Consider the following 21,466-nt stretch of genomic DNA (forward strand, 5'->3'; position numbering starts at 1 on the left):
GCACCAGCGCTCCGCGCTGCAGCGTGTACATGGGCGCGATGACGAGGATCGCGAGCCACGGCTGGTAGAGGGCGGCCAACGCGACGAGGCCACCCAGGCAGAGGGTGGCCAGCTCGATGAGGTTGTCGTCGTAACTGCCGATCAGGGCCCGGCCACGTACCCCCATGAGCAAGAGGGCCGGCGTGACGAGGAAGCGGTTGAGGAGGGTGTACCCGACGATCGCCACCAGGACGGAGACGGTGCCCGAAAGAAGCCAGCTGCCGTGGGCCCACAGACGTCCCTCGACTCGCAAGATCTCAGCAGCGCCGAGGAAACCGAGAACGGTGACGGCTGCATTGAAAACCTTGCGGTAGAGAGCCTCACCGGCGGGACGGTGCTGCCGGAACCACACGTAGGTGAGCACTGAGATCAGCAGCACCACCCCGTAGCCGGGCGCAAGGGCGACTGCCGCCGCCACGCCCCAAACCGAGGTCATGTCCCGCTTCAGTTCCGAACTCAACCTCAGTTGCAGGCGGGCGGCTCGGCGTGCGGCTTCCTCGAACACGAGAGCGAGACCGAGCAGCAGGAGAAGGATTCCGAACTCGCGGGCACTCGCCCGAGATGCGGCGACTTCACCGATGCACCACACAAGCGCCAGCAAGTCGATCAGCAGGATGTAGCGGAGCAACGGCCGCGGCGCTTCGAACATGGACCAGTCCCGCGCGCGGAGCACGCGATTCACCTGACCCAAACGATTCATTTGCGGGGGCTCCACTGGGCTGAATGCTTCTTCACGTGGGGGCTTGGCTGGTCCTAAATATCAACAGTACCGGCGGAGACCTTCGGAACATATGCCCCGTCGTAAAGTGTCCGATTTTTCCGAAGTAAAAATGCAGCTGCTTTACGGAGAGATACGTGCCTATACGGAGAGCAACCGCCGTTTCACGGGGGTACCAAGTCCACCGGGGCACAATCAAACCGTCCGGGGTAGCGCCTTGCGTATCGACCATATCCCGGGTCGGCTCAGCTCCACCCTTTTCGTCGCAAGTGCACAGCAATGAGTGCGTCCCCCACCGCCCCGACGAGAAAGACTCAACCTCCTACCCCACCCCCATCGCCGCGCTGCGCCGGAACGTATTGCCGGCATGCAGCAGCATTGCCGCTCTCAACGGCGGAACACGACCACCCGCACCGAAGGGAGCCTTCGCCATGACCAACACGTGGGGCATCTGAGACCCGCCTTCAACACACCCCCGTCCACCCTTATCGGCCAGAAAGGACCAGCCATGAGCAACACCTGGGGCATCTGATCACTACCCGCCAGCTCGACACCGAACTCGACACCGGAGAGGAACCGACATGACCAACACCTGGGGCATCTGAGCCGAACCGTCCACCCGACCGCTCGACACCGAACTCGACACCGAGAGGAACCGACATGACCAACACCTGGGGCATCTGAATCCACGTACGGCCGTACCGGCAGCGCACGACTTGCGCGCCTGCCCGCACCTCATCACCAGCAAGAGCCGCACCTCAAGCCCGCCAAAGCCGCCGCGGGCTCATCGGCTCCTACGCCCGGCTCGTTATCGGCCGGATCGAACGCACGGCCACCCCGCCCGGTCAGTTGGCGGAGGACCCAGCTATCGCCTGATCCTCGGGTTGAGAGCCCCGCTCGTACGGCGAATCGTCGCCGTCGCGAATGATCGCCGGAACGGCCACACCCCTAGGGGGGCGCCGCAACGCCGGCCCCCAGCGCACGGCGGCAGCGACAACACTGCCGGCCAGGCCCCCCACGGCGACGGCCATGCCGGCCCCCCACCAGTCGGCGAGCACGCCGGAGGCGACCACGCCTATCCCTTGGGCTCCGACCAGACCCGCGCCGATGATGCCCAGCAACTGCGAGCGCCGCGCGGCCGGCAACCGGTTGACGATGAGCGAGTTGACCTCGACCTGATACGCCGCGAGCGCTCCGGAGACGGCCCACGCGAGCAGGGCCACGCCCCACGGCGGCTCGAAGGCGGTCACGAGCAGCGGCAGGCCGGCCGCGATGGCCATCCGGGCCGCAATGGTCTCCCGCGTTGCACCGCCGGCGGTGCGCACGAGCGCGATGGCGCCGATCGCCCCACCGAGCGGGACGGCGGCGAGCAGCAGCCCGGCCTGGGTCGTCGTCGCGTGGATCTCGGCGGCGAAGGGCACCGCGAGACCTTCCGGGATGACGAAGAAGCCGGCCAGCCAGCACAGCGCGATGAGCCGGCGCACCCGCAGGCGCGACCAGAGCAGGGAACGGTTCGACCACGGCACGGGTCGCTCCGCGGCGTGCTCGGCCAGGGGCGTGGTCGGCGTGGCGCGGGGCGGCGCCGGCAGCAGCAGCCCGATCGCGACGGCGGAGACCGCATAGGTGGCGGCATCGACCAGCAGCCCGCCCCGCGGGTTCAGGAAGGAGATGATCACGCCGCCGACGGCGAACCCGCCGACCTGTGCGACCTGGCTGGTCATCAGGCGCAGGCCCGTTCCCACCCGGAACCGCTCCGGGTCGAGCACGGCCGCGAGGTAGCTGACCTCGGACGCGGCGAACACCGGGCCCAGGAAGACGGCGACGACGAGCAGGGTGCCGAGCACCCAGAGCGGCAGCCCACCGATCGCCATCAGCGCGAACAGGGCGGCGCGCGCGACATCGCAGCCGACCATCACCGCGCGCCGGGAGTGGCGGTCGCCCACGCGGGCCGCGAGCACACCGCCGAGGATCGCGGGGAGGAAGGTCAGGGCATAGGTGAGCGCGGTGGCACCCGCTGAGTTGGTACGGTCGAACACGAGCACCGATAGCGCGATGCGGGCGAGTTGATCCCCGGCGATCGACTGGGCCTCGGCCAGGTAGGCCACCGTGAACGGGCGTTGACGGAGCACCTCGCGGAATCCAACCGAGGATTTCGCGGCTTCCGTGCCGTTCGCCCGCATAATCAGTCGACACTACGGCCTGACCCGGTCATTGCGCGACAGTCACAAAGGCTGAGAAATGGGTGTCGATCACCCCTTGTGCTTGGCTGCTACCCACAGTTATGGTGATCGGGTCCCGGCCGGTAGCTCCCCCCGTGCTACCGGCCGGGAACTTCCATTTAATGCTCGACTTCGGGCACATCCTCGGACGCCACGATCGCTCCCCGGTAGGCCCGCGCCGCTCGCCGCAGCGCCCCTTCCGGATCGACGCCGAGACCCACCGCGTCGTGAACCACGGCCAGCAGCCGGGCCCCGATCTCGGCGGCGGCGTCGCCGGCCACCGGCTCGGCCGGTGCGAGGTCGGCGGGCACGATTCCGGCCCGGTTGGCGCGCGAGACGAGCTTGGCGGCGAGGGCGAGGGCCGGCTGGTCGATCGGTACGCCGTCCACCGCCGAGGTGCGCCCCTTCTCGGCGATCTTCTGCGCCTCCCACGTCGCGTTCAGATCCTCGGCCGTGCCGCTCTCGGCGCCCGCGAACACGTGCGGGTGTCGACGGACCAGCTTGTCGACGAGATCGGTCGCCACCTCGTCGATGCCGAAGGCCTGACCGTCCGGACGTTCTTCGGCCAGGCGGGCGTGGAACAGCACCTGCAGGAGAAGGTCGCCCAGCTCCTCGCGCAGCAGCTCGTCGTCACCGGTCTCGATGGCCTCGATGAGCTCGTAGGTCTCCTCGAGCAGGTACCGGGTGAGCGACTCGTGGGTCTGCGCGGCGTCCCAGGGACAGCCGCCCGGCGAGCGCAGCCGGTCCATGACCGCCACCGCGCGCTCGAGCGGCGAGGTCACGTTCAGCCGGTGGGCTGGAGGGTCACGAAGCTGGGCAGTCCGGCGGTCGCGTCCGAGGTGAGGTTGAACTGCTTCGGGCTCCACGTGCCGTAGCGCGGGTTGACCGACACCGGGAACTTCAGCTTGGCCGCGATCCCGCTGACGTCGACGCCGGACTGGACGTCGGAGTCGAGCCGGCCGCCGAGCGCACCGAACTCGACGATGAGCTGGTCGAAGGCCGCCGTGTAGCCCTTCACGCCGAGACCCTCGGCCACGGCGCGGTAACTGCGGCCCTTGAGTTCGGACTGGACGGCGGCGGCGATCTCACCGTCGGACGGCATGCCCTTCGGCGTCTTCTTCAGCAGCGCGGTGTAGAGCCGCTGCTTGATCAGGATGTTGAGCACGAACGGCTTCGGCGCGATGGACTCGGTGGCGCCGGACTGCGTCGTGGACTTCAGCGGCTCAGACTTCGCCGTGACGTACTGATTGACGTCGGACTCGGTGATCCGGTGGCCCTCGACCGTGGCGGCGACGCCGACATTGGTGCGGCATGCGGCCAGACCGGTGACCGCGAGGACGGCGGCGGCCGCGGCGGCCACGCCACGCGTACGGAGTCTCACGACGATCGATCTCCCGAGTTCGGAACAAGCTGCGCTGCAACAATCTCACGCCCACCGCTCCGGCGAGCAGCCAGGCCGGTGCCCCGCGCTATCCGGCGGCGGCGACCGGCGTCCCCGTGACCGCCTCGAGCACTTGCCCGCACCACGTCAGCAGCGCGATGTCGCGCAGCGGTTCCCCACCGAAGGCGGCCTGCGCGAACGAACCGTCGGGCTTGACGACACCCTTCGGCCGCGGCACCGCCATCGTGCCGACCGCCTGCTTGTAGAGCGAGCGGTCGTAGAGGCGCTGCAGCCGCAGCTGGGCCGACTCGGCGAGGTCGAGGGGGGAAAAACGCACCGACGTGCCCTGCAACGACACCTCACTCACCCCGTAGCGCCGGCACAGCACCTTGAACCGGGCCACGGCCAGCAGGTTCTCCACCGCGGTCGGGATCGGGCCGTAACGGTCGAGCAACTCGGCCCGCACCGCGTCGACCGCCTCGTCGGTCGTGGCCGACGCCAGCGCCCGGTAGGCCTCGAGGCGCAGCCGCTCGCCCGGCAGGTAGTCGATCGGCAGGTTCGCATCGACCGGCAGGTCGACCTTGACCTCGGCCGTCTCCTCCGGGGAGTCGCCCCGGAAGTCAGCGACCGCCTCACCGACGAGCCGCACGTACAGATCGAAGCCGACGCCGGCGATGTGACCGGACTGCTCGCCGCCCAAGAGATTCCCGGATCCCCGGATCTCCAGGTCCTTCATCGCGACAGCCATGCCGGCGCCCATCTCGGTGTGCTGGGCGATCGTCGCCAAGCGGTCGTACGCGGTCTCGGTGAGCGGCTTCTCGGGCGGGTAGGTGAAGTAGGCGTACCCGCGCTCGCGGGCCCGGCCGACCCGTCCCCGCAGCTGGTGCAGCTGCGAGATGCCGAACATGTCGGCCCGGTCGACGATGAGCGTGTTCGCGTTCGGGATGTCCAGACCCGACTCGACGATCGTCGTCGCGACCAGCACGTCGTACTGCTTCTCCCAGAAGCCCACCATGATCTGCTCGAGCGCGCCCTCGGCCATCTGCCCGTGCGCGACGGCGATGCGGGCCTCGGGCACGATCTCGGCCAGCCTCGACGCCGCCCGGTTGATCGACTCGACCCGGTTGTGGATGTAGAACACCTGCCCCTCGCGCAGCAGCTCGCGCCGGACCGCCGCCGCCACCTGCCGGGCGTCATAGGCCCCGACGAAGGTCAGGATCGGGTGCCGCTCCTCGGGCGGGGTCAGGATCGTCGTCATCTCGCGGATTCCGGTCAGCGACATCTCCAGCGTGCGCGGGATCGGGGTCGCCGACATGGTCAGGACGTCGACCGCCGTGCGCAGCCCCTTCAGGTACTCCTTGTGCTCGACGCCGAAGCGCTGTTCCTCGTCGACGATGACGAGCCCGAGGTCCTTGAACCGGACGGTCTGCTGGAGCAGACGGTGGGTGCCGATGACGATGTCGATCGACCCGTCGACGATGCCGGCGCTGATGGCTTCGACGTCGCCCGGCGGGGTGAACCGGGAGAGCTCGCGGATCACGACCGGGAACTGGGCCATGCGGTCGGCGAACGTCTGCAGGTGCTGGTGGGCGAGCAGCGTCGTGGGTACCAGTACCGCGACCTGCTTGCCGTCCTGCACCGCCTTGAACGCGGCCCGCACCGCGACCTCGGTCTTGCCGTAGCCGACGTCACCGCAGATGACGCGGTCCATCGGCAGCGGCTTCTCCATGTCGGCCTTGACCTCGTCGATCGCGGCGAGTTGGTCGGGCGTCTCGACGTAGGCGAAGGCGTCCTCGAGCTCACGCTGCCAGGGGGTGTCCGGGGCGAAGGCGTGGCCCCGGGTCGCCATCCGGGCGCTGTAGAGACGGATCAGCTCGGCCGCGATCTCCTTGACCGCCTTGCGAGCGCGGCCCTTGGTCTTGGCCCAGTCGGCGCCGCCGAGGCGGCTCAGCGACGGCGCCTCCCCACCGACGTACTTGGTCACCTGGTCGAGGGAGTCGGTGGGCACGAAGAGCCGGTCGCCCGGCTGGCCCCGCTTGGAGGGGGCGTACTCGATGATCAGGTACTCGCGCTCGCCGCCGTTGACCGTGCGGCGCACCATCTCGACGTACTTGCCGACCCCGTGCTGCTCGTGCACGACGAAGTCGCCCGCCTTGAGCTGGATCGGGTCGATGGCATTGCGCCGGCGCGACGGCATCCGGCTGGTGTCCTTGGTGAGCGAGCCGCGCTGCCCGGTCAGGTCGGCCTCGGTCAGGAAGGCCAACTGCCGGTCGGGCGCGACGACCCCACCGAGCAGGCGTCCGGTCGTGACATCGACGACGCCGGGCTCGACGGTCGCGTCGGCGACGAGGCGGGCCGGGATCTCGGCGGCGGTGAGGCGCTCGACGGCGCGCTGGGCCGAGCCGTGGCCGTCGAACACGAGGGCCACGCGCCACCCGTCGCGCGTCCAGCGCCGCAGGTCCTCGAGCGCCGCGTCGGTGTCGCCGCGATAGCTGGCGGGCGCGGCGAAACCGCTCGGCGCGGTGTCGCCCGGCGCGAGTTCGTCGTCGGCGGTCAGCGCGGTGATGCCCCACCAGGGCAGGCCGAGTTCGGCGGCCTCGTCCCGCACGTCGTCGAGGTACCGCAGGGAGGCGGCGCCGAGATCGACCGGCGCCTTGCCACCACCGGCGGCCGCCGCCCAGGAGGCGTCCAGGAACTCCTGCGAGGTGCGGACGAGATCGGCCGAGCGGGTACGCACGCGCTCGGGATCGCAGACGATCACGTGGGCACCGGCCGGGAGCTCGTGCAGCACCAGCGTCAGCTCGTCGACCAGGACCGGCGCGAGCGCCTCCATGCCCTCGACGGCCTCGCCCCGGCTGAGCGGGTCGAGCAGTTCGGAGAGCTCGGGGTGCTCGACCAGCAGCGCCGCGGCGCGCTGCTGCAGGTCAGGGGTCAGTAGCAGCTCGCGGCAGGGCGAGGCCCACAGGCCGTGCTCCGCGACCTCGAGCGAGCGCTGGTCGGCCACCTTGAAGTAGCGGATCTCCTCGACCTCGTCGCCCCAGAACTCCACCCGCAGCGGGTGCTCCTCGGTGGGCGGGAAGACATCGAGGATGCCGCCGCGCACGGCGAAGTCGCCGCGCTTCTCGACGAGCTCGGCCCGGGCGTACCCGGCGCCGACGAGGCGCTCGACGATCTCGGTCAACTCGAGACGGTCGTCGCCGGCGTGCAGCTCGACCGGTTCGAGCTCGCCGAGGTGGGGCACCTGCGGCTGCAGCAGCGAGCGGACCGGGGCGACGACCACGGACAGCGGCCCACTGGTCGGGTCGTCGGTCGACGGGTGGGTGAGGCGGCGCAGCACGGCGAGGCGCTGCCCGACGGTGTCGGCGCGCGGTGAGAGCCGTTCGTGCGGCAGCGTCTCCCACCCGGGGTAGAGCGCGACCTCGTCCGGCGGGAGCAGGCAGCGCAGGGCGCCGACGAGGTCCTCGGCCTCGCGGCCGCCGCTGGTGACGGCCAGCACCAGCCGGCCCGATCGCGCGGCGGCGGCGATGGCGAACGGCTGCACCGCGGCCGGACCGCTGACGGTGAGCGTGGGCGCGCCGACCGCCTCGGTGACCCGGATCAGCGCGGGGTCGGCGAGAGCGGCGTCGAGCAGGCCGGACAGGGACACGGATCGCCTTTCGAAGCTGTGGCAGCGCAGCACAAACGTCCCCGCACCACAGGGGGGAGGGGACGTTCCCAGCCTACCCGCGCCAGAAGGGGCGGCCGCTGCTGCGACCGCCCCAACCGGTGTGACCTCGTGCCCGGTGTGTCCTCGTACTACGTGCGGCGACTACCGGGCGTGGCTACCACCCGAGCGGCGCCGGCGGGCGAGGGCCAGCAGCGCGATGCCCAGGCCCAGCAGTACCGCGGCCCAGCCGAGCTCGGCGCCGAGCGGACCGGCGCCCGTCGCCGCGACCGGCTCCACGCCGGACGACGTCGACGGAGCGGGCACCGTTGTTGCCGGCGGCCGCGAGGTCGCGGTCGGCGAGGTGCCGAGGCAGTTGTTGACGTCGGTCACCGTCGTGCTCGCCGAGGCGGAGAGCGACGGCGCGTTGGCCGCGTCGAGGGTCACCGTGTTCGGCAGCGTGGCGCAGCTGACATCGCTGGTCGCGCTGACGACGTGGACCTCGGCGGTGGCCTCGGGAGTCAGATCACCCACCTGGCAGGAGAGGGTCTGCTGGCCCACGTCACCGGTGATGGCGCACGTGCCCGGGCCGGCGTAATCGGGACTGATCGACCAGTTGGCGTCGACGCCGGGCGGCAGCTTGTCGGTGAGCGTGACGCTCTTCGCGGTCCCCGCGCCGGCATTGCTGGCGTGGATCGTGAAGCCGATCGGGTTGCCCGCCGCGACGTTGGCGGCATCAGCCGTCTTCGTCACCGCGAGCTCCGAGCAGAGCACGTCGATGCTCGCCGAGGCGTCGGCGGGGTTGTCGCCGTTCGTCACCGCGGCCGAGGCCGTGTTGTCGTAGGTCGCGCAGCCCGCGAAGGCGGTGACGCTGGTGACGTGCACCGTCTCGCTCTCGCCCGGCGCGAGGGTCACGCCGGAGCAGTCGAGCACCTGGGTGGGCGCGTCGCCGCTGATCGAGCAGCTGTCGCTCGACTCGCCGGCGGTCGTCTGGCTGTCGATCGACCAGTTGACCCCCGTGCCGCCCGGCAGCGGGTCGTGCACGGTGACGCCGGTGGCGGTGCCGACGGTCTCGCTGTCGGCGTTGCTCACCGTGATGCTGAACCCGATGGACTCACCGGCGTTCACCGACGTGGCGTCGGCCGACTTCACCAGCGAGACGTCCGGGCAGAGCACTGCGGTGCGCGCGCTCGCCTTGTCGCCCAAGGCGTTGGTCGCGGTGAAGGTGGCGGTGTTGTCGTAGGTGCCGCAGTTGGTGAACACCGTGCCGGCCACCACGTGCACGGAGAGGGAGTCCTCCGCGCCGATGTCGGTCGACGAGCAGACCAGGGTCTGGCTCGGCGTGGCACCGTCGGCCACCATGATCTGGCAGCTCTCCGGCCCGGAGTCGATCGTCCAGACCAGACCCGGCGTGATCGGCAGCGGGTCGTCGAGCGCGACCCCGGTGGCCGTGCCCGGTCCGGCGTTGGTGATCGTCACCGTGAACCCGATGTTCTGACCCGCGTCGACCGCCGGGGCGTCGGCCGTCTTGGTGATCGACAGGTTCGGGCACCGGACGGTGGTCGAGGCCGAAGCGGTCGCGCCGTCGTGGTTGCTCGTACCGGTCAGGGTGGCGGTGTTGGCGTACTCCGTGCAGCTCAGGTAGCTGGTCGAGCTGGTGACGTGCACCGACTCCGACTCACCCGGAGCGAGCGACACCGAGACGCAGGACAGCGACTGCTTGCCCGTCGCACCGGCCACCGTGCAGTCCGCCAGACCGCTCTGCTTGTCGACCGACCAGCTGACGCCGGTGCCCGCCGGCAGCGGGTCGTCGATGACCACGCCCGTCGCCGTGCCCTTGGCATCGGCGCTGTTCGTGACGGTGACCGTGAACCCGATCGGGCTGCCCGCGTCGACCGTCTCCTTGTCCGCGGTCTTGGTCAGCGACAGGCTCGGGCACACGACGGTCTCGGTGGCGCTGGCCGGGGCCGGCGACGGCGAGTTCGTCGAGCTCAGCGTGGCCGTGTTCAGGTAGGCCGCGCAGTCCGAGGACGTCGTCGAGGCGACGACGTGCACCGACTCCGACTGTCCCTCGACCAGGGTGACCGCGGTGCAGGTCAGCACCTGCGGCGGACCGGCGGCGATGCTGCAGCTCGCCGGACCCGACGCGATCGACCAGGTGACCCCGGTCGGCAGCGTGTCGCTGACGACCGCGCCGGTCGCCGAGCCGCTGCCCGCGTTGGCGGCCGCGATGGTGAAGCCGATCTGGCTGCCGGCGTCGACCGGCCCCTGGTGGTCGGCCGTCTTGGTCAGCGAGAGCGAGGAGCACAGGACCGAGGTGGTCGCGTTCTTCTCGATCGAGTTCGCATTGGAGGCGCTCAGCGTGGCCACGTTCTTGTAGTCCCCGCAGCTCCCGAAGGCCGTCGAGCTGGTGACGTGGAACGAGTAGGTCGCACCCGGCGCGAGGTCGCCGATGGTGCAGGTGACCGTCTGGACACCCAGCGCCGTCGCGATCGAGCACTTGTCGCTCGTCTGGGCGTCGATCGACCAGCTGACACCCGAGCCGCTCGGCAACGGGTCGCTGATGGCGACGCCGTGGGCCGTGCCGGTGCCGGTCGCCGCGCTGTTGCTCGCCGTGACGGTGAAGCCGATCGACGAGCCGGCGTTCACGCTCGCGGCGTCGGCCGTCTTGGTCAGGCCGAGTTGGGCGCAGTTGACCTTGATGCTGGCGACGTCGCTGTCCCCGCCGGTGCCGTTGGTCGTGGTCACCGTCGCCTTGTTGTCGACGGTGCCGCAGTCGGCCCTGGTGGTCGGCGACGAGATGTGCACCGGGAAGGTGGTGCTGCCGGCCAGCGTGCCGACGGTGCAGGTGAGCGTCTGCTTGCCCACGACACCCGTGATCGAGCACTTCTGGTCGGTCGGGTCGATCGTCCAGTTGAGATCGGCCCCGGCCGGCAGCGGGTCGGTGATGACGGTGCCCAGGGCGGGGATGGAACCCTTGTTCTCGGCCGCGATCGTGAAGCCGATCGTGTCGCCGGCGCTCACCGTGCCGACGTCGGCACTCTTGGTCACGTCGATGGTGGCCCCGACGACGGTGATCTTCTCGGTCGTCTCGTTGCAGGCGTCGGCGGCCGCGTCGTTGAACGAGTCACCCGGGTAGCTCGCCCGCCAGACGTAGGTGCCGGCCTGCGTCGGCGTGTAACCGGTCGATGTGGGAGCCACTCCCTGAGCGTTCAGCGCGCCCGTGGTGGTGAAGACCGCGGTCGTGTCGCAGGTCGGGGTGACCCCGGCTGCGAACGGCCCGTAGAGCTTGAAGGTGATGGTCTCGCCGGTCACCGGGGCGACGAAGCCGTGCAGCGTCGCGGTGTCGGTGAGGGTGGTCAGGCCGAGTCCACCGGTGGCCGCGTCAGGAGCGATCTGGGTGGTCAGCGTCGGGCTGGCGTGCACGACGGTGAAGCACTCGGTGGTGGCGTTGGTATGCGTGGTCGGCAGGTAGTTCTTGGCTCCGGCGGAGTCGGGGGTGTACTCGGCCCGCCAGCAGTACTTCCCGTCGGCGCTGGTCTTGGTGGAGTCGGCCGAGGTCGCCTTGCCCTGGCTGAGCGTCACCGCCGAGCCGACCTCGTCCCCCCCGGTGGGGCAGCCCGCGGCCGTGACGTCCGCCGGCTGGCAGAGGTAGAAGGCGATGGAACCGGTCGGGTCGGGCCGGCCGGAGACCCCGGTCAGCGTCGCGACGTCGTGCTGCGACGAGCCCCGGGCCTCCTGCGCACCACCGGAGGCTGCCGTGGTCAGCGTCGGGGTCACGCAGGTGGAGTCGGGCGCGATCGACAGCGGCGCCACGTAACCCTTGAGGTTTCCGGTCGGGCCGGGGTTCTCCCCGGTGAACGAGCGCAGGTAGAGGCTCGCGGCCGCGGGTGCGGGGCAGCTCGGCGCGATGCCGGTCAGCGAGGTGATGTCGAGGGCGACCTCGAGGAACTCGCCGGTCGCGACGTCGATGTTCGCGAGCGGGTCGTGGATCTGCGCGGTGTTAATGGCGGCCGCGTACCCCGACTGCCCGGTCGTACAGGTGCCCGGGTAGCCGGCCTGCGAGGTGAAGGCACACGACTTGCCGAGCACCGGTGCGCCGGCGCCCTGGGTGGTCACGTAGAAGACGAAGCCGCCGGCGGAACGGTCCGGCTGCGGGGCGCCGTCGCTGCCCACGCGGGTGCCCGCATTGTCGATCTCGATGGCATATCCGCCGGTACCTGTATTCGATTCCCGTTCCCAGCCGACATAGGCGTCGTAATGGCCGGCGACGACCTGGGCGAAGGAATACACCCGCGAGAAAGTGATCTTCGGGGGCGTGCCGCCGCCGTTGGACCAACCGCTCGGATTGCTGTTGTCCTTGACGACCTGATATGTGCCGATGGAGGTCGTGGATTGCACGCCCAGATTGGCAGTGCCCCAGTCGGTGCCGGCGCAGGTGCTCGCGTCCATGTTGCCGTCGATCTCGAAGCCGCCGACCGACGTGCAGGCCGCCGCATCGGCCGGGCCGGCCACGAAGACGGCCCCCGTCCCGACGAGCGCCACCGACGCCACGAGCGCCGCTACGCGCCGCTTTCCGCGCCCCCGGAACCACACGCGGGCATGCTGATGCTTCCCCATTGCCGACCCCCACTGCGCAGGGGACACCGACAACCGGCCCCCGTGCGCTCCAGACCCGGCAAGTGCGGCCCTGGCCATCGCTCACCGGGTAAAGGCGAACTTTCCCCGGCGGAAGTATGGAGTCAGGAATGCGAACCTGCCACGCAGAGCAATGCGGTCGCGCGCAAATTGACAGCAATGTGAAATACGACAATGCGGTGCGATTGCTGAAGATACCTCAAACCGATCCGGCTGAATTTCGGTGAATAGTGACAAACACATCTGGCATGTTTGCGACGGGTCGATCGCCGGCCTAGCTGACTTCACCCCGGCACGACGCGGGGGTGCTCGTCGGTCAGCCCTGCCGCTGCTCGAACTCCCAGGCGTCGGCGACCATCTGGGTGAGGTCGCGGGTCGGGGCCCACCCGAGGAGTCCGACGGCTCGCTCGTTGGACGCGACGAGCACCGCCGGGTCGCCCGCACGCCGCGCCACCTCGACGACCGGGACGTCGCGCCCGGTCACCTCTCGCACCGTGTCGAGCACTTGGCGCACCGAGTAACCGGTACCGCTGCCCAGGTTCACGATGTGGTGCTCGCCGGGGCCGCCGACGGTCAGCGCCCGCACGTGCGCGTCGGCGAGGTCGACGACGTGGATGTAGTCCCGCACGCAGGTGCCGTCGTCGGTGGGGTAGTCGGTGCCGAACAGCGACAGCGGCTCGCCCGCGGCGGCAGCTGCCCGCAGCGCGTTCGGGATCAGGTGGGTCTCGGTGTCGTGGCGCTCCCCGTAGGAGACACCGGATGTCGCGCGCATCGCGCCGGCGACGTTGAAGTACCGCAGGCTGACCGCGGTCATGCCGTAGGAGCGGGCATAGTCACCGAGGGCGAGATCGACCGCCAGTTTCGACGAGCCGTACGGGCTGGTCGGACGCGTCGCCTGGTCCTCGCGGATCGGCACCTGTTCGGGCTCGCCGTAGGTCGCGGCCGAGGAGGAGAAGACGATGCGCGGCACCCCGTGCGCGCGCAGCGAGTCGAGCAGGGCGATCGTGCCGACCACGTTGTTGCGCCAGTACAGGGCGGGCTCGCGCACCGATTCGCCGACGAGCGACTTCGCGGCGAAATGGATGGCGGCCTCGATGTTCCAGTCACCGAGGACCGGGTCGAGAGCGGCGATCGACAGGTTGTGGAAGACCGCGCCCTGCGGCACCGCGTCGGCGTGACCGGTCGACAGGTCGTCGACCACCACGACCTCGTGGCCCGCGGCGAGCAGTTGGGCGGTGACGACACTGCCGACGTAGCCCGCCCCACCTGTCACCAGAACGCGCATGCGCCGGCCTTCCTGTTCCCGTCGCCTGGCGATCAGCCGACCTGGCGACCCTACCCAGGTCAGGCGGCGGTGGACCCGGCCGCGAGGCCGCGCGGCACCCGGTCGCGCGGCATCACCCGGGTGGCCCGCACGATGTCGTCCCAGGACAACTCGTGCGACGGCGACGTGATCGCGAGACCGCGGGCGGCGAGTTCGCGGGCGAGCAGGGTCTGGTGGTCGTCGATGTGCTCACCGTCGTCGGCGTTTCGCGGGACGAGGACCGGGACGTGACCCGAGTCGAGGACGGTGAGGGCCGAGCCGACCCCGGCGTGGGCGACGACCACGTCGGCCGAACGCATCCACTCGCGCAGCTCGGCGGCCGGTACGAAGTCGCGGGCGCCCGAAGGCCGGTCGGACTCGGCGAATCCACCGCCGAGCTGCCAGCGGATCTCGACCCCGTCCGGGGTGATCTCCTGGAGCCGGCGGACCAGGCTGACGAACGGGTACGCGGGCTGCGTGCCGAGCGAGACGACGACCTGCCGGACCGGGGTCGGGGCGGAGTCGCGCTGGACCGGCTCCCAGGCGTCGAATGCCGAGCCGGCGTAGAGCCAGCGGCGCGACGACCACGACCGGTAGCGGGTGCGCAGGTGGATCCACGGCGCAAGGGCGAGCAGGCGACCCGTCACCGACGGCCCGTGCGTGCGGGTGGCGCTCTCGAAGTAGATCGCGCGGGCCCGCACGAGGAACGCGAACGGCAGGAAGGCGAGCGCGATGCCCGCACCGGTGCTGTACACCGCGCGAGGTCGGAGCTCGAACAGCAGCCGCAGCGCCGGGAGGACGTTGCGCAGCAACGCACCGAAGGCGCGCGGAGCGACCTCCGGAACGAAGCGGACGTCCGCCTCGTCGGCGAGCAGCGATCGGCTCTGTGCGCTGTCGAAGGTCACCCAGGTGACCTCGTCCTGCGGCGAGACGACGCTGTGCCGGAGCCTTTTCAGTTGCTCCAGATGCCCGCCCGTGGACGCGACGAAAACTACCCCCGTAGCCATGCCGACTCCCCCGAGATCGACGTGGGCCGATAGGTGATCGACCAGCTGGTCGACTCGCCCGGCCCGTGTACATCGTCCGGATCGCGGGCGATGGTTGTGCACTCACCTATATGTATAGCAATTGTCTTCCCTGGAAGCGAATTCGCTGTCCAGGGGTCCGGCGCATCCACATCTGATCCATATCCGCTTCACGGCGATCCGAAACGTCGCGAAATCCCCGAGCGAGCCGGCCGCGGACCGTCCGCAATGACAGCGCGCATACGCAAGGATGGATCGGTGCCCGAACCGCTCCAGGCAGATGCCACGCCTGACCCGTTGGACCCCGCAACCGACCCGACGCTCGACGACGGTCAGGGCGACGCGACCCTGCGCGCCGATGTGCGGCGGGTCGGCTCCCTGCTCGGCGAGTCGCTCGTCCGCCAGCAGGGTCAGGACTCGCTCGATCTCGTCGAGCGGGTCCGCGCCCTGACCAAGCAGGGCAAGACCGGCGCCCCGGAGGCCCACGCCCGGGTGCGCGAGCTGCTGGCCGAGCAGCCCATCGAGACGGCAGCCGTGCTGGTTCGCGCCTTCGCCGCCTACTTCCACCTCGCCAACGTCGCCGAGCAGGTCCACCGCGTGCGCGGGCTGCGCGAGCGCCCGGCCGACGAGGGCTGGCTGACCCGGGTGGTCGACGACGTCGTGGCCGCCTCCGGGCCGACCGCGCTCGCCGAGGCCATCGACGCGCTGAGCGTGCGCCCGGTGTTCACCGCCCATCCCACCGAGGCCAGCCGCCGCTCGATCCTCACCAAGCTGCGCCGGGTCGCCGACATCCTGGCCACCGGCACCGAGGCCGGCACGCAGGCCCGGGCGCGGCAGGACCGCGACCTCGCCGAACTCGTCGATCTCATCTGGCAGACCGACGAGCTCCGGCAGAACCGGCCGACGCCGGTCGACGAGGCCCGCAACGTCATCTACTACCTGCAGGACCTCGCCGACGAGACCCTGCCCGAGCTCACCACCGACCTCGCCGACGAGGCCGCGCGGCACGGGGTCACGCTCGGCCCGACCATCCGTCCGCTCACCTTCGGCACCTGGATCGGCGGCGACCGCGACGGCAACCCGAACGTCACCGCCGCCGTCACCCGCGACGTGCTGCGCCTGCAGCACCACGTGGCCGCCCGCTCGGTCGACCGGGCGCTCGACGCCCTGGTGGCCGAGCTGTCGTCGAGCACGGCCGTCGTGCCCGCGTCGGCCGAGCTCGCGGCGTCCATCGAGGCCGACCTCGCGGTGCTCGACCTCGACCCGCGACTGCTGACCCTCAACGCCACCGAGCCCTACCGGCTCAAGCTCAGCTGCATCAAGGCCAAGATCGCCAACACCCGCCGCCGGGTCGACGACGACACCCCGCACGTGCCGGGTCGCGACTACCTCGGCACCGGCCAGCTGCTGGCCGAACTGGGGCTGCTGGGCGAGTCGCTGCGGGCCAACGCCGGCACGCTCATCGCCGACGGCCTGCTGGCCCGGGTCGAGCGCACCGTCGCCGTCTTCGGCCTGCACCTCGCCACGATGGACGTGCGCGAGCACGCCGACGCGCACCACCACGCTGTCGGGCAGCTCGTCGACCGGCTCGTCGAGGAGACCTGGCTCTACGCCGACGTGCCCCGCGACTACCGGCTGCGGCTGCTCTCACGCGAGCTGAAGTCGCGGCGTCCGCTGGCCGGCTCGCCACCGCCGCTGGACGAGGCGGGCGCGAAGACGTTCGCCGTCTTCACCGCGATCCGCGACGCCCTCGACACCTACGGCGACGAGATCGTCGAGAGCTACATCGTGTCGATGACCCGCGGCGCCGACGACCTCCTGGCCGCCGTCGTGCTCGCGCGCGAGGCCGGCCTGGTCGACGTCCACGGCGCGGTCTCCGGCGGCGACCGGAAGCCGACGGCCCGCATCGGCTTCGTCCCGCTGCTCGAGACCGTCGACGAGCTGCGCAAGGCCGGTGAGGTGCTCGACGACCTGCTCTCCGACCCGACCTACCGGCTGATCGTCGCGCTGCGGGGCGACGTCCAGGAGGTCATGCTCGGCTACTCCGACTCGAACAAGCAGGCCGGTATCGCGACGTCGCAGTGGGAGATCCACCGGGCGCAGCGCACCCTGCGCGACGTCGCCGGGCGGCACGGCGTGCGGCTGCGCCTGTTCCACGGCCGCGGCGGCACGGTCGGCCGGGGCGGCGGCCCGACCTACGACTCGATCCTGGCCCAGCCGTGGGGCGTGCTCGACGGGGAGATCAAGTTCACCGAGCAGGGCGAGGTCATCTCCGACAAGTACGCGTTGCCCGAGCTGGCCCGCGAGAACCTGCAGCTCACCCTCGCCGCCACGATGCGGGCCTCCGTGCTGCACCGGGCGCCGCGCCAGGGCGCGAGCCAGCTCGCCCGCTGGGACCACTGCATGACGATCGTCAGCGACGCCGCCTATGCCGCCTACCGGGCCTTCATCGACAACGCCGACCTGCCCGACTACTTCCTCGCGTCGACCCCGGTCGAGCAGCTCGGGCTGCTCAACATCGGCTCTCGCCCGTCCCGCCGGCCGTCGTCGGACGGCGGCATCGAGGGGCTGCGGGCGATCCCGTGGGTGTTCGGCTGGACCCAGTCCCGCCAGATCGTGCCGGGCTGGTTCGGGGTCGGCACCGGTCTCGCGGCGGCGCGGGCGGAAGGGCTCGACGACGTCCTGGCCGAGATGCACGCCGAGTGGCACTTCTTCCGCACGTTCGTCTCCAACGTCGAGATGACGCTCGCCAAGACCGATCTCGACATCGCGGCTCATTACGTCGCCACCCTCGTGCCCGACAACCTGCAGCCGGTGTTCGACGTCGTGCGGGCCGAGCACCAGCGCACCGTGACCGAGGTGCTGCGGGTGACGGGCGAGCAGAACCTGCTGGACGACTCGCCGGTGCTGCAGCGGACGTTCGAGGTGCGTGACGCCTACCTCGACCCGATCTCCTACCTGCAGGTCGACCTGCTCGCCCGCGTGCGCTCGGCGGCCGACGGTGACGTCTCCCCCGAGCTGCGCCGCGCGCTGCTGCTCACCATCAACGGGGTCGCCGCCGGCCTGCGCAACACCGGCTGAATCAGCCCGGCGGGTCGAGCGCGATCGCCCGGGCCAGCGCGTCCGGCCACGGCTGGGGCGCGCCCAGCCCGGCGGCGGTCCACGACCGCGTCGACAGCACCGACCAGGCGGGCCGCTTGGCCGGGCGCGGGAAAGCCGCGCTGTCGACGGGCTGCACCCGCGCCGGATCGGCGCCGATCAGCCGGAAGATCTCGCGGGTGAGCTCGAACCACGAGGCCTGCCCGGCGTTCACGTAGTGCAGCAGCCCGCCCGGAACATCGGCGCCGGCGAGTTCGACGAGCCCCGCGGCGAGGTCGGCCGCGAAGGTCGGGCTGCCGATCTGATCGGCCACGACCTGGACGGTCTCCCGCTCGCCCTCGAGGCGGCGCATCGTGTTCACGAAGTTGGCGCCGGGGCCGCCGTAGACCCAGGCCGTGCGCACCACGTGCGACCGCTCCGGCAGCGCCGCGCGCACCGCCTGCTCGCCGGCCAGCTTCGTCCGGCCGTAGGCGCTCTGCGGCCCGGTCGGGTCGTCGATCTTGTACGGGTGGTCGGCAGTGCCGTCGAAGACGTAGTCGGTCGAGACGTGGATGAGCCGCCCGCCCCGCTCGGCGAGCGCCTCGGCCAGCAGCTGCGGCCCGGTGGCGTTGACGAGCCGGGCGCGGTCCTCGTCGACCTCGGCCCGGTCGACCGCGGTGTAGGCCGCGGCGTTGATCACCACGCTCGGCCGGACGTCGCGCAGCGCGGCGTCGATCGACGCGGCCGAGGTGATGTCGAGCTCGTCTCGGGTGAGCGCCGCGAAGTCGCGGTTGTCGAGGCGCAGCCGGTCGGCGAGGAACCCGCCGAGCTGCCCGTTGGCACCGGTCACCAGCCAGCGCCGGCCGTCGCTCACTGCCCGCCCTCGGCGTAGCGCGCCTCGACGCCGGACTTCGCCGCCTGCCACCACTCGGGATTGTCGCGGTACCAGTCGATCGTCTGCGCGAGCCCGGCGCGCAGGTCGGGGTAGGCCGGGGCCCAGCCGAGCTCGCTGCGCAGCTTGCTCGCGTCGATGGCGTAGCGCATGTCGTGCCCGGCGCGGTCGGTCACGTGTTCGTACCAGTCGCGCGGGCGGTCCATCAGCTCGAGGATCGTCTCGAGCACCGTCCGGTTGTCCTGCTCGCCGTCGGCCCCGATGAGGTAGGTCTCGCCCGGACGCCCGCGGTCGAGGATCGTCCAGACCGCCGAGTTGTGGTCGTCGACGTGGATCCAGTCGCGCACGTTCTCGCCCGCGCCGTACAGCTTCGGCTTGCGCTCGGTGAGCACGTTGGTGATCTGGCGCGGGATGAACTTCTCGATGTGCTGGTACGGCCCGTAGTTGTTCGAGCAGTTCGAGATCGTGGCGGTGATGCCGAACGAGCGCACCCACGCGCGCACGAGCAGGTCGGAGCCGGCCTTCGTCGCGCTGTACGGGCTGGACGGGTTGTACGGCGTCTCGGGAGTGAACTTGGCCGGATCGTCGAGCTCGAGATCGCCGTAGACCTCGTCGGTGGAGATGTGGTGCAGCCGCACGCCGTGACGCCGCACCGCCTCGAGCACTGTGAAGGTGCCGATCAGGTTCGTGTGCACGAACGGCTCGGGCGAGCGCAGCGAGTTGTCGTTGTGCGACTCGGCGGCGAAGTGGACGACGATGTCGGCGCCGGCCACCAGCCTGTCGACGAGCTCGGCATCGGCGACATCGCCCCGGACGAGTTCGACGCGATCGCGCACCGGGGCGAGCGTCGCCTCGTTGGCGGCGTAGGTCATCGCGTCGAGCACGGTGACCGTGGCATCGGGCCGGTTCCGCGCGGTGTAGAGCACGAAGTTCGCGCCGATGAACCCGGCGCCGCCGGTGACGAGGACGCGGGGCCCGCTCATCGATCTACCCTCGCTGCGCTCGGTTCGGCCATCAGGGGCCTCCTGCACTCATGACTCGCTCCGCCGGCGTCGCTCATGCGAGCTCCGCGAAGAGCGGGGCCGCGGCGTCCTTGGCCGACACCATCGCCGGATCGCCGGGGTCGGGCGGGATCGGCCAGTCGATGGCCAGCGCCGGGTCGAGCGGGTTGACCGCGACCGCGGCCATGCCCGGGGTCCACTCCACGCCGAAGCAGTACAGGTATTCGCAGCCGTCCGGCGAGACCGCCTGGAAGCCGTTGCACACGCCGGCCGGGACGAGCATCTGCGTGCCGACCGCCAGACGTTCGGTCACCACCGTGCCGCGGGTCGGCGATCCGGGGCGGGCATCGACCCACGCCCCGAAGGCCTCACCGGACGCGATGCCGATCAGCTTGTCGGTGGCCTCGCCGTGCAGCCCGCGCAGGCCGCCCTGCTGGGTGAAGGTCAGGTTGATCTGGGCCCATCGCTCGGGGACGTCCACCCCGGCCTCGCGGAAGCCGCTGGTCCGGAAGAACTCGCGCACCGTCCCGCGCTGGTCGGTGACGGTCTTGGTCGTGATGCGCAGCAGGCCGTCGATCGCGGTCGCGTCGGCGCGCAGCGGGACGACCGTCACGGCAGCGTGCCCATTTCGAGGAACTCCCGAGCCGTGCGGCGCAGGTAGTCGGCGTAGCCGGATTTCCCCATCTCCTCACCGAGGACGAGGGCCTGCTCGGCGGTGATGTACCCCCGGCGCATCGCGACCTCCTCGAGGCAGGCGATGGTGATGCCCTGCCGGTGCTGCAACACCTGCACGAACTGGGTCGCCTCGAGCATCGCGTCCTGGGTGCCGGTGTCGAGCCAGGCGGCCCCCCGACCGAGGTCGACGAGCCGGGCCTGCTGGCGCTGCAGGTAGACCCGGTTGAGATCGGTGATCTCGAGCTCGCCGCGGGCGGACGGTTGCAGCCGGCCGGCCAGCTCGACGACGTCGGGGTCGTAGAGGTAGAGCCCGGTCACGGCGAGGTTCGAGCGCGGCTTCTCCGGCTTCTCCTCGATGTCGACCAGTGTGCCGTCGCGATCGAGGATCGCCACGCCGTAGCGCTCGGGATCGCTGACCCGGTAGCCGAAGAGCGTGCAGCCACCGTCACGCTCGACCGTCGCGACCGATTCGGTGAACGTGTCGCCGATGCCGTGGCCGTAGAAGATGTTGTCGCCGAGGACGAGCGCGGCCGGGCCGCCGGCGAGGTGGTCGGCGCCGATGAGGAACGCCTGGGCCAGGCCGTCGGGCGAGGGCTGCACGGCGTAGTCGATCCGCACGCCCCACTGCGCGCCGTCGCCGAGCAGCCGCTCGAACTGCTCGCGGTCGTGCGGCGTGGTGATCACCAGGATCTCGCGGATGCCGGCCAGCATCAGCACCGAGATCGGGTAGTAGATCATCGGTTTGTCGTAGACCGGCAGCAGCTGTTTGCTGACGGCCCGCGTCACCGGGTGCAGTCGAGTCCCGGTACCGCCCGCCAGCACGATCCCTCTCATGCCTGCGAGCCTAGAGGGGT

13 protein-coding genes are annotated in these 21,466 nt (G+C 70.8%); 1 reads left to right on the forward strand and 12 read right to left on the reverse strand.

Annotated features, from left to right (window positions below; all coding sequences use genetic code 11):
• From VGN18_RS15935 to VGN18_RS15970, 8 genes are all read right to left on the reverse strand, one after another.
• A partial coding sequence (locus VGN18_RS15935) for a hypothetical protein (protein WP_327540694.1) occupies positions 1 to 721 on the reverse strand: 721 nt, incomplete at its 3' end.
• An 881-nt stretch (positions 722 to 1,602) separates the two neighbouring features.
• Positions 1,603 to 2,886 (reverse strand): MFS transporter, encoded by a 1,284-nt coding sequence (locus VGN18_RS15940; RefSeq protein ID WP_327540695.1) that lies wholly within the window; start codon positions 2,884 to 2,886, stop codon positions 1,603 to 1,605.
• A gap of 209 nt (positions 2,887 to 3,095) precedes the next feature.
• Complete coding sequence (locus tag VGN18_RS15945; protein WP_327540696.1) at positions 3,096 to 3,758, reverse strand: MazG family protein; 663 nt, start codon at positions 3,756 to 3,758, stop codon at positions 3,096 to 3,098.
• A gap of 2 nt (positions 3,759 to 3,760) precedes the next feature.
• On the reverse strand, positions 3,761 to 4,357 hold the full coding sequence (locus VGN18_RS15950) for a hypothetical protein (protein WP_327540697.1): 597 nt from the start codon (positions 4,355 to 4,357) through the stop codon (positions 3,761 to 3,763).
• 88 nt (positions 4,358 to 4,445) lie between these two features.
• Positions 4,446 to 8,003, reverse strand: coding sequence for a transcription-repair coupling factor (gene mfd, locus VGN18_RS15955; RefSeq protein WP_327540698.1), 3,558 nt, complete (start codon positions 8,001 to 8,003; stop codon positions 4,446 to 4,448).
• Between the two features lie 162 nt (positions 8,004 to 8,165).
• Positions 8,166 to 12,596 carry a hypothetical protein gene (locus VGN18_RS15960; RefSeq protein ID WP_327540699.1) on the reverse strand — a complete coding sequence of 1,477 codons (4,431 nt, stop codon included), beginning with the start codon at positions 12,594 to 12,596 and terminating at the stop codon, positions 8,166 to 8,168.
• Between the two features lie 358 nt (positions 12,597 to 12,954).
• Positions 12,955 to 13,923, reverse strand: coding sequence for a UDP-glucose 4-epimerase GalE (gene galE / locus VGN18_RS15965; protein ID WP_327540700.1), 969 nt, complete (start codon positions 13,921 to 13,923; stop codon positions 12,955 to 12,957).
• 59 nt (positions 13,924 to 13,982) lie between these two features.
• Complete coding sequence (locus VGN18_RS15970) at positions 13,983 to 14,846, reverse strand: glycosyltransferase (RefSeq protein WP_327540701.1); 864 nt, start codon at positions 14,844 to 14,846, stop codon at positions 13,983 to 13,985.
• 348 nt (positions 14,847 to 15,194) lie between these two features.
• Here VGN18_RS15970 and ppc point away from each other — a divergent pair, with 348 nt between their 5' ends.
• Positions 15,195 to 18,047: a phosphoenolpyruvate carboxylase gene (gene ppc, locus VGN18_RS15975; RefSeq protein WP_414655061.1), complete on the forward strand. Its 2,853-nt coding sequence runs from the start codon at positions 15,195 to 15,197 to the stop codon at positions 18,045 to 18,047.
• Between the two features lies 1 nt (position 18,048).
• On the opposite strand, the gene rfbD is transcribed toward ppc, so the two are convergent.
• The 4 genes from rfbD to rfbA all read right to left on the reverse strand — a co-directional run bounded on the left by rfbD (position 18,049) and on the right by rfbA (position 21,446).
• Complete coding sequence (gene rfbD, locus VGN18_RS15980) at positions 18,049 to 18,918, reverse strand: dTDP-4-dehydrorhamnose reductase (RefSeq protein ID WP_327540703.1); 870 nt, start codon at positions 18,916 to 18,918, stop codon at positions 18,049 to 18,051.
• A complete protein-coding gene (gene rfbB, locus VGN18_RS15985; RefSeq protein WP_327540704.1) occupies positions 18,915 to 19,919 on the reverse strand; it encodes a dTDP-glucose 4,6-dehydratase in 1,005 nt (334 codons plus the stop codon). The genes rfbD and rfbB overlap by 4 nt, the downstream gene beginning before the upstream one ends.
• A 73-nt stretch (positions 19,920 to 19,992) precedes the next feature.
• Positions 19,993 to 20,550, reverse strand: coding sequence for a dTDP-4-dehydrorhamnose 3,5-epimerase (locus tag VGN18_RS15990; RefSeq protein ID WP_327540705.1), 558 nt, complete (start codon positions 20,548 to 20,550; stop codon positions 19,993 to 19,995).
• Positions 20,547 to 21,446 carry a glucose-1-phosphate thymidylyltransferase RfbA gene (rfbA, locus tag VGN18_RS15995; protein ID WP_327540706.1) on the reverse strand — a complete coding sequence of 300 codons (900 nt, stop codon included), beginning with the start codon at positions 21,444 to 21,446 and terminating at the stop codon, positions 20,547 to 20,549. The genes VGN18_RS15990 and rfbA overlap by 4 nt, the downstream gene beginning before the upstream one ends.
• Positions 21,447 to 21,466 lie beyond the last annotated feature (20 nt).

It is taken from the genome of Jatrophihabitans sp., from assembly GCF_036000465.1.
GTDB lineage: Bacteria > Actinomycetota > Actinomycetes > Mycobacteriales > Jatrophihabitantaceae > Jatrophihabitans.